This window comes from Agaribacterium sp. ZY112, assembly GCF_041346925.1.
Lineage (GTDB): Bacteria > Pseudomonadota > Gammaproteobacteria > Pseudomonadales > Cellvibrionaceae > Agaribacterium.
In genome coordinates this window covers 1,475,834-1,489,029 of the sequence record NZ_CP166840.1, presented here as the reverse complement: position 1 = coordinate 1,489,029, position 13,196 = coordinate 1,475,834, and the positions used below count along the sequence as shown (strand labels likewise).

General features: G+C 44.0%; 9 protein-coding genes. 6 read left to right on the top strand and 3 right to left on the bottom strand.

The window, feature by feature from the left end:
• Positions 1-190 precede the first annotated feature (190 nt).
• Positions 191-2,425 carry a beta-galactosidase gene (locus AB1S55_RS06545; protein ID WP_370980997.1) on the top strand — a complete coding sequence of 745 codons (2,235 nt, stop codon included), beginning with the start codon at positions 191-193 and terminating at the stop codon, positions 2,423-2,425.
• A gap of 581 nt (positions 2,426-3,006) precedes the next feature.
• Here the strand turns inward: AB1S55_RS06545 and AB1S55_RS06540 are convergent.
• Positions 3,007-3,789 (bottom strand): hypothetical protein, encoded by a 783-nt coding sequence (locus AB1S55_RS06540; RefSeq protein WP_370980996.1) that lies wholly within the window; start codon positions 3,787-3,789, stop codon positions 3,007-3,009.
• Between the two features lie 113 nt (positions 3,790-3,902).
• Between AB1S55_RS06540 and AB1S55_RS06535 the strand changes: the two genes are divergently transcribed.
• The 4 genes from AB1S55_RS06535 (at position 3,903) to AB1S55_RS06520 (ending at position 8,101) form a co-directional block, all read left to right on the top strand.
• Positions 3,903-4,811 (top strand): LysR family transcriptional regulator, encoded by a 909-nt coding sequence (locus AB1S55_RS06535; RefSeq protein WP_370980995.1) that lies wholly within the window; start codon positions 3,903-3,905, stop codon positions 4,809-4,811.
• A gap of 332 nt (positions 4,812-5,143) precedes the next feature.
• Positions 5,144-6,121 carry a DUF1852 domain-containing protein gene (locus AB1S55_RS06530; RefSeq protein WP_370980994.1) on the top strand — a complete coding sequence of 326 codons (978 nt, stop codon included), beginning with the start codon at positions 5,144-5,146 and terminating at the stop codon, positions 6,119-6,121.
• 20 nt (positions 6,122-6,141) lie between these two features.
• Complete coding sequence (locus AB1S55_RS06525) at positions 6,142-7,170, top strand: methionine synthase (RefSeq protein ID WP_370980993.1); 1,029 nt, start codon at positions 6,142-6,144, stop codon at positions 7,168-7,170.
• Positions 7,171-7,270: 100 nt separating this feature from the next.
• Complete coding sequence (locus AB1S55_RS06520) at positions 7,271-8,101, top strand: sulfite exporter TauE/SafE family protein (RefSeq protein ID WP_370980992.1); 831 nt, start codon at positions 7,271-7,273, stop codon at positions 8,099-8,101.
• A gap of 151 nt (positions 8,102-8,252) precedes the next feature.
• Here AB1S55_RS06520 and AB1S55_RS06515 read toward each other — a convergent pair whose 3' ends face one another.
• Positions 8,253-9,323: a glycosyltransferase family 4 protein gene (locus AB1S55_RS06515; RefSeq protein ID WP_370980991.1), complete on the bottom strand. Its 1,071-nt coding sequence runs from the start codon at positions 9,321-9,323 to the stop codon at positions 8,253-8,255.
• A 446-nt stretch (positions 9,324-9,769) separates the two neighbouring features.
• On the opposite strand from AB1S55_RS06515, the gene AB1S55_RS06510 reads away from it, so the two are divergent.
• The gene (locus AB1S55_RS06510) at positions 9,770-11,797 is read left to right on the top strand and encodes a cellulase family glycosylhydrolase (RefSeq protein WP_370980990.1); all 2,028 of its coding nucleotides are present in this window, start codon (positions 9,770-9,772) and stop codon (positions 11,795-11,797) included.
• Between the two features lie 129 nt (positions 11,798-11,926).
• Here AB1S55_RS06510 and AB1S55_RS06505 read toward each other — a convergent pair whose 3' ends face one another.
• A complete protein-coding gene (locus AB1S55_RS06505) occupies positions 11,927-12,610 on the bottom strand; it encodes a helix-turn-helix domain-containing protein (RefSeq protein ID WP_370980989.1) in 684 nt (227 codons plus the stop codon).
• Positions 12,611-13,196: the final 586 nt, after the last annotated feature.

Genomic DNA, 13,196 nt, shown 5'->3' with positions numbered 1-13,196 from the left:
CTCAGTTACCCCTCAGTGCTTTATATCCGTACAGTTCTCCACAGTTGCTATACTAAAATTCACTATAACGATATTGCAATAGAGCTATGATCGCATAGCTCGTTGTCGTGTCTAAAGCTCACGGTGTTTAAGCTGCATTGATCTAATCCGTCCTAAAGATAAAAACATACGTTTCCTCCAAGGTAAAAAAATGAAAAAAGTGCTTTTCCTCATACTCGCGTCCTTGTCCATATCGTGTACTCAAACAGAGAACGCGCATATTCCTGTCGATACAGATGAAACGCTTGAAATACTTTACGATTTTGAAGACGGTGTTATTGCCCCAGAGATGGCTTTTCCCGCCTCAAAAGGAGCGTTAGTAGAGACCGGTTCAACCGCTTTAAATGTTAAGTTTAACTCTGAAAACAATGCATGGTCAGCGTTTGTATTGAAGCCAGAGACACCATACGACTGGAGCGCATACGATGATTTCAATATCGCTTTCGATATCAGCAACCAAGGTGAGCACTCAGTTCACATATATTTAGACGTAGGTGACGCAAAAGGTGCAAATTATACGCGTGCAGTAAATGTGCCCGTGGGTCCGAGTCGAACCTATTACGCGAAGATTGCGGGGCACGATCTAGCTACGCCTGATGGCCGTGGTGATATAGAGCTGAATTTTTTATCGGGCCTGCGTAACAATCCAGTTACCTGGGAGTCTGATGATGAGCAATTTATTTCGTTTTGGGGAAAGAAAAATATTAATACAAGTGCGATCAAGCATATACGGTTCAGCGTGCAATCCGCTTTATTTAACAAAGAGATTACTATCGACAATATTCGACTGCGAAAGAACCCACCTAAAAATCCTGACTATCTAACAGATATTGTCGATAAGTTTGGTCAAAACGCCAAGTTAGACTATCCCGGTAAAATCCACTCGGAAAAGGAACTGATTAAACGGCGCGAAAAGGAAGCGGAAACGTTAACCGGCGAGTTAATGCACGATCGAAGTCGTTTTGGCGGTTGGAAAAATGGCCCCAAAAGTAAAGCCACTGGTTATTTTCGTGCGGAAAAAGTTAAAGGCAAGTGGATGCTAATCGACCCAGAGGGCTATGCATATTTCGCAACGGGCCTCGATATCATACGTTTAGGCGATGCAGCAACAATGACAGGTTATGACTACGAATCGGTCCAAGACCGAACCGGTCGCCACGTCGAACTAGCTCTTCGTGCAGACATGTTTGAGTGGTTGCCAAAAAAAGGTGAGCCGCTCGCAAAGCACTTTGGTTACATGCCAAATACACACTCAGGTGCACTCAAGAAAGGCGAGTCGTTTAATTTTCAAAGGGCAAATTTGGAAAGAAAATACGGAAAAAACTATGAGCAGAAATGGCTCGATGTAACCGTTGATCGAATGATCAGCTGGGGATTCACGTCGTTAGGTAATTGGACGTCTCCTAAATTGTATCAAAACAATAAAATACCCTATTTTGCTAACGGATGGATTCGAGGTAAGTACAAAACAGTATCGAGTGGGCAGGATTTTTGGGGGGCATTACCGGACGTATTTGACCCTGCATTTGCCGAAGCTACTGAAAAAACGGCTATGAAAGTCGCTAGGGAAGTGCAAGATAGCCCATGGTGTGTTGGTGTATTTATCGATAATGAAAAGAGTTTCGGTCGACCAAATTCCAAATCAACACTGTACGGCATTGTGATAAACACTCTAAGAAGGGACGGTGCAGAAGTACCTACAAAGGCTCATTTCACAAAAATGATGAAAGCTCGCTATGCATCAATAGCCGAGCTAAATGAAGCTTGGAAGAAGAATATATCGAGCTGGTCTGAGTTCGATAAAGGTATTGATTCTTCGCTCACAACCGAGGCTCAGGAAAAAGATTATGGTGATATGCTCGGTGCGTATGGGGAACAATATTTCAGCATTGTAAATACGATGATGAAAAAGTATATGCCCAACCACCTCTATTTGGGTGCACGTTTCCCAGACTGGGGCATGCCTATTGAAGTTGTAAAAGCTTCTGCGAAACATGTTGATGTGATTAGCTTTAATGTTTACAAAGAAGGCCTGATTAAGAAAAAATGGGATTTTATGGAAGAAATTGATATGCCCGCAATTATTGGCGAATTCCATATGGGAGCGACTGATAGGGGTATGTATCACCCAGGCTTAATTGTGGCGGCTGACCAGAAAGACCGAGCTAAAATGCTTAAAGACTATATGTACTCTGTTATTGATAACCCCTATTTTGTGGGTGCGCACTACTTTCAATATGCAGATGGACCACTTACCGGCCGAGCTTATGATGGTGAAAACTATAATATTGGCTTTATTTCGGTGACTGATGAGCCGTATGCTGAGATGGTTGAAGCATCAAAAGAGCTGAATGCTGCACTCTATACCCGTCGATTCTCAGATTAGTGATGTGCCATTTTTAATGGTTTATATACGTGGCGGATTTATCCGCCACAATGTGTGCTCATTGCGGAGGGGCGTGTTCACGATGGAAGGTGTCAAATCAAGGTATGATTTTTAAGAGCGCTTGATACTCTGACGGATGTGTCGCAGGCACAGTAGTACCAGCCGGTGAGCTACTACAAACAATCTATATAGCGATCCAAATCTATATCATACTCACAGCCAATGTAAACCTCGAAATACATCCATCTTCCAGATTTAAGACTCAAGTAAACTCACCTGCAGTACTGGAAAGATCTTCATTAAAAACAACACCCGATAAGCCTGAAGAGACGACCGCATTCTTAAATGCGCTCACTACAATATAAGTTCATACAAGCATCAAAGTCCTTTTTGAATAAAGGCTAAGCCTGCTCCAACTTTACCCACAGCATCTGTGGATAAAATCCTGAATAAGTGCGTACAGCCCTTGGAGCATCGCCCACAGACCATGTATAGCAAGGGCTTTAGCTAATTGGCGCGTATTTGATCACTATTCACTTTATTCATACGGCTTGTTTAAAAAATGCCTGAATATGCTCATTTCAACTGGCTTCTTGTTGGTCTCGCGGCGCAAACTCAAAAGCATCGGAATAACAATTAGCCTCTTGTAGACCAAGGTGTTTAAGCTTATCAATGGTGCCATAGACCATTTGTGGCGAACCACATAAGTACAGTTTTGTGGCTTCAAGTTGCTCAAAGTCATCGTCAATCACTTTGTAGATATAGCCCGAGCGCCCCAACCAAGCGACTTCATCCGTTTCTAAAATTGGGGTAAATCTCAGCTTATCGTGCTGAGACCGCCAAGCTTGGAAAAGCTCAAGCAGATAAAAGTCGCCAATATTTTTATTCGACCAGTAGATGCTGATATCGGCATCTGGCTTTTGCTTTAAGATTTCTTCTGCGATGCATTTAATTTTAGAAATACCAGAACCTGCCGCAATTAATACATGAGTCGCATCTAAACCTGTTTGCAAATAGGCTTGGCCCATCGGCAAGTTCACGGTAACTTCGGCATTAACCTGACTTAATTCAAGAAGCCGTGTAATGATCTTTTCTGAAAATTCACTGCTGTTTTGAATAAATAATTCTAAGCGTTGAGGCTGCTCAGGATTAAATGCGTTAGTAATCGAATAAAATAACGAGTGTGTTTTTCCATCACCGTTTACATCTAACTCAAGTGCTAAATATTGGCCCGCATGATAGTGCAGCGCCAAAGACGATTGCAGTTCGACCTTAACCGTAGCCGTGTTTAAAGGCATGACATCAACGACCCGACAGGTATGTGTCACACGCGTATACCTTGGCGCAGCAGTAAGTTCATCCATATCGAAGCCCACGTTAATAATTCAACACTTAAGAGCTAAACAGCTTAGAGCCCTTCTAAAGTGAATAAAAATGGTATATTTTCACCCATCCATTAATTTTACTCATACACATAATGATTGAACGCATCCATCTTAAGATTGTTCACGCTGTTGAACAGCACGGTTCCCTAACCGCTGCAGCCAAAAAGCTGTGTGTAACCCAATCTGCGCTGAGCCACAGCATACGAAAACTCGAAGACCAGCTGGGCACCGAGATCTGGATACGTGAGGGACGCAGCCTACGACCCACGCAGGCAGGCCGCTATCTACTTAATATCGCTAGCCGTGTGCTGCCCATGCTCGATAATGCCGATAGCAAGCTCAAACAAATCGCTCAGGGTGAGCGTGGCACCTTGCGTATTGGTATGGAGTGCCACCCTTGTTATCAGTGGTTATTAAGGGTTGTTTCACCGTTTTTAGATATGTGGCCAGACGTCGATGTCGATGTAAAACAAAAGTTTCAATTTGGCGGTGTACGCGCTTTACTGGATTACGAAATCGATTTATTGGTAACACCAGATCCGTTCTATAAGAGCGGCCTATGCTTTAAACCGGTGTTTGATTACGAGCAGGTGTTAGTGGTGCCCAAGCAGCACCACTTAGCAACTTGTGAATACGCACAAGCTGAAGATTTACGTGAGCAAGTTTTGCTTACCTACCCAGTCGCTACCGACAGGCTCGATATTTACACTCAATTTCTTAACCCAGCGGCAGTGGTGCCCAAACACCACAAAACCAGTGAGACCACCGAAATCATGCTGCAAATGGTGGCTTGTGGGCGCGGTGTGGCGGCTCTACCTCGCTGGCTAGCTGAAGAATACTGCACTAAGTTACCACTGGCTGTGGTGCGCTTGGGTGAAAGCGGCATAGACAAGCAGATTTTTTTAGGCACCCGTGAAAGTGACGCCAACATTGAATATCTTGAAGCCTTTATAGAACTCGCCCGCACTCAAAAACAAGCAGCGGAAGCAAGCAAGAGCTAGGACCTACCACATGCCGCCGATTTAAGGGCATGTAGAAAAAACAAGGCAAACCAACAAGCCCCCAATAGACTCACACATGGCTAACTCACCTACCCATTACACTCAACCATAAAGCTAAATACTAAACGACTAACCAATACCACCTAAGCAAAAGCCCCGCCCAGCCTTGCCTGCACACAAGCATGAGCAAAACTCACAGTTCCATTAAATAAAATCAATTTTATTCATCAAGTGCTATGCGTATAACGTGCAGCCTGCTTTTGCTGATCACAAGATGAGATCTAAAAAAGCCATGGGGACACAGGAAAAATCAGAGTTGGATACTAGATACGATGAGCAACGATTTCGCATACACAATCAAACGCATTAGTTTTGATGAAAACTATTGCCCCTCAGACAGTACACGCATCACTACCAATTTCGCTAATTTAGCTCGGGGCGAGAGTCGCCAAGCGAATTTGCGTAACGCCCTACGCATGGTGAACAGCCGCTTTAATGCGCTCGCCCATTGGGATAACCCTAAGGGTGATCGTTACTCCGTTGAGTTGGAAATTATTTCCGTTGATATTGATATCGAAGGGAATGGACAGCACTTCCCATCGATTGAAATTCTTAAGACTCATATTCTCGACCACCAAAGCAACAAAAGGTTTGAAGGCATAGTAGGCAATAATTTTTCTTCTTATGTTCGTGATTATGACTTTAGCGTGCTATTGCCTAATCACAATAAAGATCAAACCCAGTTTAGTATTCCAGAGGATTTTGGTGACTTGCACGGCAAGCTTTTCCAAGACTTTATAAGATCGAGCACGTACAAAGAAAACTTTAATAAAGCACCAGTCATATGCCTAAGTGTTTCGGATAACAAGATCTATCGCCGCACTGAAAATCAACACCCAGTATTAGGTATTGAATACCTACCAAATGAGTCGTCTTTGACAGAGCAGTATTTTAAAAAGATGGGGTTTGAAGTTAGGTACTTTATGCCAGAAAACAGTGTTGCGCCTTTGGCATTTTACTTCTTTGGTGATTTGCTATGCGATTACAGCAACCTAGAACTCATCAGCACTATTAGCACGATGGAGACCTTCCAAAAGATCTATCGCCCTGAAATTTATAACGCCAACGCGACAGCAGGAAAGTTTTACCAACCTAACTTAAAGCATTCAGATCACTCATTAACTCAAATCGTTTATGACAGAGAAGAGCGCAGCCAGTTGGCGATTAAACAGGGTAGATTTGCAGAAGAAAAGCTATTAAAGCCATACCAGAATATTCTTGATCAATGGTCCGCAAGCTATCAACTATAGAATTTTATTGAAGTGTTATTATGAAAACATTATTGCCTACATCAACGGCCGGTAGCTTACCTAAACCCTCTTGGCTTGCAGAACCCGAAGCGCTTTGGTCGCCTTGGAAATTACAAGATGACGAATTAGTAAGCGGCAAACAAGATGCTTTGCGTATTGCACTGCAAGAACAATCCCAGTCGGGCATTGATATTGTGAGTGATGGCGAACAAACGCGCCAACACTTTGTAACCACGTTTATCGAGCACCTAGAGGGCGTTGATTTTAATAGGCGTAAAACCGTAAAAATACGTGATCGATACGATGCCAGCGTACCGACGGTGATAGGCCCAGTAAGTCGCCCAAGGTCTGTATTTACTGAAGATGCTAAGTTCTTGCGCCAACAAACTGATCAACCGATCAAGTGGGCTTTACCCGGCCCAATGACAATGATTGATACGCTTTACGATGAGTATTATCAAAGCCGTGAAAAACTGGCTTGGGAATTCGCTCTTATACTGAATCAAGAAGCAAAAGAATTAGAGGCCGCAGGTGTTGATATCATCCAGTTTGATGAACCTGCTTTTAATGTGTTTTTTGATGATGTGAATGATTGGGGTATTGCCTGCTTAGAAAAAGCCATAGAAGGTTTAAAATGCGAAACTGCTGTGCATATTTGTTACGGTTACGGTATTAAAGCCAACACTGACTGGAAGCTCAGCTTAGGCTCTGCATGGCGGCAATATGAACAAATATTCCCTAAACTACAGCAATCCAATATCGACATCATTTCGCTTGAGTGTCATAACTCACATGTGCCAATTGACTTACTTGAGCTGATTCGAGGCAAAAAAGTAATGGTTGGCGCCATTGATGTGGCCAGTAATACGATCGAGACGCCGGAAGAAGTCGCAGCCACCTTACGTAAAGCACTTAACTATGTAGATGCTGATAAACTCTACCCCTGTACTAACTGTGGTATGGCACCACTGCCACGAGGGGTTGCCAAAGCCAAACTTGATGCCCTAAACGCAGGTGCAGCCATTGTGAGAGAAGAACTTTCAGTCTAACGCCTGGGTCGATCTAGAAGCGATGCTTAAAAAGCAAAACCAGTGCCTTGGTTATAAACCTATAACCAAGGCAGTAAATGATCATAGTAAGTAGTAGTGAATGAGCAGCATTGAATTTTTAACACAACATGGACCTAGCTTTTTAGCACTGGTCGCTACCGGTGCATTTGCCGGTATCTTAGCTGGCCTCTTAGGTGTAGGCGGTGGCATTGTTATTGTGCCGGTATTATTTTTTTTGTTTCAAAGCTTTGGGGTATCAGCAGACACCGCCATGGTCGTAGCAACAGCTACCTCGCTGGCAACCATCGTGCCGACTTCTATTAGCTCTATTCGAGCACACAACCAAAAAGGTAATGTCGATTTTGCGTTATTAAAACGCTGGGCCGCATTTATTTTTATTGGCGTATTAGCAGGTAGCTGGCTGGTAACTCGGGTTAACGGCACTTGGTTTACAATCTTGTTTGGTCTAATAGCGACCTTATCAGCGTTGAATATGTTATTCAGAACCGGTAAGTCGTCAATATTTCAACAACTGCCAGGTCAGTTAGGCCAAAGTGCAATGGGCTCATGCATTGGTTTTTTTAGCTCAATGATCGGTATCGGTGGGGGTACCCTTTCTGTACCTATGCTTACCTTATGCAACTATCCTGCTCATAAAGCCGTTGGTACTGCGGCCGCCATTGGCTTACTTATTTCATTGCCCGGAGCACTAACCATGTTGCTACTCGGCAATACTCCTGTCGATGCACCAGCAGGTACTTTGGGTTTAGTTAACCTGCTCGCTTTTTTATGTATTGTGCCTTTAACCGTGGTGTTCGCACCAGTAGGTGCTTCACTAGCGGCAAAGCTGGATGCGGCAAAACTTAAAAAAGTGTTTGCGGTGATTTTACTTGTGACGGGTTTACGAATGCTACTGCAAATCGCTTTGTAGATTTGTTTAAAGAAACAGCCGACCAATAACGAGGGCGAGCGATAAGGTCCTACCCGCCCTCTCTTGGTAATTTAGCCTTAGCAATCTTTGCTCTAGTATTAACCCCATTGGTTAAGAAGAACAGCGACAGTGAGGCCTAGCTACGGAATCGTTAGCGCTTAGAATCTTCTTCTAAAAAAGCCAAGGTGTTTTGAGCTATTTTTCGAGTGTCGTAATGCTCTTCGGCTAATTCTCGCCCTCGCTGGCCCATGGCTTGGCGAAGCCCTTCATCATTCAGCAAGGTCAGAATCGAATCTCTCCACTGTTCTAAACTATCAGCCAAAAAGCCAGATTGCCCTTGCTCAACCACGTCACAATTTGCACCAACAGGAGAGCCAATACAAGCTATGCCTGCGGCCATATACTGCAGTAATTTAAAAGCGCACTTTGCCTCTGAATACTCATCATGAGCGAGTGGCATTAGGCCCATATCAGCGCGAGCAATCTCGGCCTTCTCACCATTTAAGCTCCAGACAACTTTTTCTATTGGCACATCATCCCAATCAGGGAACTCTGAAGAGATCACAACCAACTTAAATCTAGGCTCTTGCTCAGCAACCTTAACCAAAGCAGGGCGTATGGCGTCTAGATAACGTATGTTGGCCGGCATTCCAACCCATACAGCACGAAACGAATTCGCATCTAATGCTCGTGCTTGATAATTTTGTACATCGATACCTGTTGGCGCTTGCTGCGGTTTACCCTTTGCTTCAATGACTTTTTTAGCTAAAAACTCATTGCCAACAATAACTGTACGGCATTGCTGAGCCATATATTCAAAGTTTCTTTTGCGAACCCAGCTAGGTCGGCGAACATGGCCCACATACTTAGGCTGCTGCATATAAATGGCGTCATCGATGTCAAAATAAAAGTGACGATTCAAAGAGAAAAGAAATGCAGCCTCTAACCTAGGCATCCGTACTTTATGAAGTAAAACAAAAGGCGCTTGCTCTATAAGTTTTTTATAAGCTAAAAACCGTAAACCATAATTTTTCTTAACGAGAGGAATTACCGTACACGGCAGCCCCTTTTCTGTTAAAAGTTCAACAAGAGGCTGTATACGATAACGAAACGCCGCGCCATTAGGGCGGTGTGAAATAATTACAATAGGCTGAGGCTGTTTACTAGCTAGGTTAGTCAACTCAAAGTTCCAAGCGTCGATACAAATATCTAAAACGCCCATTGTAGCAAAGACGGACCATAAGCATGATTAATCTCTACACGCTTCAGTTCAACAGCATCATTCTTAAAGTCATGCCCAAGACCTTAACCTCAAACATTAATTTAACGAACTAAAAGGTCCATATATTCCTACTTACCTCCTCTTTAGCCTGTAGATAAAAGCGGGCTTATTACGATCTAAAAAAGCCTCTTTTTCAAAGTGTGTATGCGTTCACAATACCTTGCTCCATTCAGCACAGGCGCGATTTAAGGCGCCATCAGCGTCTTTTAATGCACATATTTCGTTTTTTTACACGTATTCTGCTTATTTTTAGACGTTTGAACTCCTGCAATGCACCAATTTAGGCGAAGCATTCATAACTGCTCACTAGATTAACAGCGTTTTATCGAACTGCGACTTCGTTATGAAAACGAGGGGCAGAGCCAATATTTAGCAAGGAGTTGTTAATGAAAAAATCACTATTAGCCGCTACGCTGACGAGCTTAATTGCCTCAGCTGGGGCCAGTGCAGCGACAGTCAACATGTCTTCAAATGGCGACTGGGGCGCAGCCTTTCAGGGCACCACTATTATTGAAAATGACGAGTCTACAAACGTAAGCGGTTGGACCGTAGAGTTTGAAGCCGACTTTGACATCGACCAAATCTGGAATGCCAAAATTATTTCTCATGTAGGCTCTACCTATGTACTGGGTGATATGGGTTACAACAGCGATATCCGCAGTGGCCAGCAAGTGAACTTCGGTTTTATTGCATCTCCGGGTGGCTCAACGATTCCTACCAACTTTATATTTAATGGCAAAGACGGCAGTCAACCATCTCCGTCACCTTCACCCATGCCAACGATAATACCTACTATGGAGCCATCACCAGAGCCTTCAATGATGCCGTCTATGGAACCATCACCAGAACCTTCAATGATGCCGTCTATGGAACCATCACCAGAACCTTCAATGATGCCGTCAATGGAGCCATCACCAGAACCTTCAATGATGCCGTCTATGGAACCATCACCAGAACCTTCAATGATGCCGTCTATGGAGCCATCACCAGAACCTTCAATGATGCCTTCAATGGAGCCATCACCAACGCCTTCAGTCTCTCCAGTTACCGGCACGTACCGCGTAGACGCAACAGGTAATATCACCAAGAACGGTGACATTATGCCTATGCAATGTGGCAACTGGTTTGGTTTAGAAGGTCGTCATGAGCCGTCTAACGACAGCGTCAACCCAAGCGGCGCACCGATGGAGCTTTATGTAGGTAACACCTTCTGGACTAATGGCAGCGCCGGTTCTGGCCGTGACATGCAGCAAACTTTTGACGAGATTACCGAGCAAGGTATTAACGTTATCCGTGTACCAATTGCTCCTCAAACTCTAGATCCTACCGATCCACAAGGTAAAGGTGTGGTTCTTAAAAACCACCCATCTGTTCGCGGCGAAAATGCGCGTAAGTCTTTGGAAGAATTTATCCAACTTGCTGATGCCAATGACGTGGGCGTGATCCTTGATATTCACTCATGCTCAAACTACCTCGGCTGGCGTGCAGGTCGTTTAGATGCAGTGCCTCCTTATGTTGATGCTGATCGTGAAGATTACGACTACACCCGTGAAACTTACTCTTGTGGCACCGACGTAGGCCCAGGCGTTACCGTACACGAATACAACGAAGAACTATGGCTTGACGATCTGCGTGAACTTGCTGGCATGCAAGAGCTACTTGGCGTAGACAACATCGTTGGTATTGATATCTTTAACGAGCCTTATGACTACACATGGTCTGAATGGAAAACGCTTTCTGAGAACGCTTACCAAGCGATCAATGAAGTTAACACGGACGTTCTTGTCTTTGTTGAAGGTGTATCAGGTGGCACACGCGCCACTGGCGACGAGCCTCACGGTGACGAGTCATCAGTACCAAACTGGGGTGAAAACCTTGTTGGTCAAGGCGTAGATCCATTAAACATTCCTAAAGAGCGCCTAGTACTTTCTCCACACGCTTACGGCCCTTCAGTTTATGTTAAGAGTGCCTTTATGGATCAAAACGATCCAGAATGTGCGAGCTTAGAAGGCGACGAAGCCGGTGATGCGAAGTGTGACATTGTGATCGAGCCAGAAGTACTTTACGCAGGCTGGGACGAGCACTTTGGTTACCTACGTGAGCAAGGTTTCGCCATGGTTGTCGGTGAGTTTGGTGGACACCTAGATTGGCCAAATGGTTCTAGCGTTCGCGACATCAACCGTTGGGGCCACGTGACTCCAGGTGTTGATGAGCAATGGCAGAATGTCTTTGTTGACTACATGGCCGAAAAAGAAATCCAAGGTTGTTACTGGGGTATTAACCCTGAGTCAGGTGACACCGGTGGTTTGTACAAGCATGCTTACGATCCAATCTCGAACACTGCAGGTTGGGGCGAGTGGCAAGGCTTTGATGAAACCAAGTGGAACTTGTTGAAGCGCCTTTGGAATCAATAAGCCGTAAGGTCGAAGCTTAGGCCAGATTATCTTGTTGTAAGATGGCCTAACAGAAAACCTTAAAAGGGAGCGCAAGCTCCCTTTTTTTATTACCAACAAGTAGCTATTAACTTACCTAAAGCCTCATATTTACGGCAAATTCTGTGCTCTATAAGCAGAAGGGGAGCAGCCACACACACGAGCAAACTCTTTATTAAAAGTAGACTTGGTAACAAAACCCGAATCGAACATAAGTTCAGTGATGTTTTTTTCAGGTTCGGCAAGCAACAAACGCTTAACCTCTTCAACTCGATAGGTATTCAAATAACTAGAAAAATTCATAGCACACCGCCTATTCACCACCTCGGAAAGCACACGCGGGTTAAGTTCTAGCAGCTTAGCAACATCTCCTAGTTTTAAGCGGCCATCTTTATAGGGCTTATTGGAGTTAAGGAGTCGCTCTAGTTTTTTGAAATACTGCTTACAGTCCTCATCCGTTAGTTTAGAGCTTGCATACTTTTGCCTGCGAGCCTCACCTAGAACATACACCCACTCAAATAAGCTCGAGCGCCGCAAAAAACACAACAAAACAAAAGCGCTAAAAAGTAGAAATAGCGTCGAACCGAACGCAAGCCAGACAGACTCCGCCAAGGGTTTATTCGTAAGCATGAGTTCGATAAGGATAGCGATATCAACCACGACCGAAATCAGCATCATGCCTGATACCAACCACAACCATAGATACACTTCTTTTTTATACTCGCGCTTATCCTCAGCCTCATTGTTTAAGTTTTCATCACTCGTAAGGCGTTGTACTGAAGATAGGTTCAGCATAATAAAAAGCGTATAGCTGCTCATACTTATCAGGATAAAAGCATCAATCAAAAAATAAGCTTTAGTAAGATCGGCAAACAAAAGAAAAGTGAGTACTAACAAAGGTAGAAGGTGTATGAACTGGTGCGCCCGAAATTGAAAATGAGGCCTTGTAGAAACAAGATAATAAAAATACAAACTAGGCCCAAGTAACATAGCTAGAATAGGACGAAGCAAAACTAGCTGTTGGGGAGCACCTAATAAATTGCAAGCCAGTAAGGTATTTTGAATAGCCCATAAAAAACAATTAAGAGCCAATAAGCTCGGGGCGAGCCTGGCAGAAATACGACCAGTGGCACCACTCGGGGCACTTATAGAAATAAGATGTAGACCTAACAGAAACCACAGCGTGGCAACAACAAAGGATGTGTGAATAGTAACTGACTGCATGTTTCGTTTAACAATAAGGTAAGAATAATGGTGGGCGGGCTTTACCCAAAGGGTCTCAAGGAGCAGAACTGTACAAAATAGAGGCGTTAATTTCGACCTAAAACGCGTTTTAGGTCTCTAAGCGGCACAGATTAGGTAAAAAATAGCTTTCGTCTAA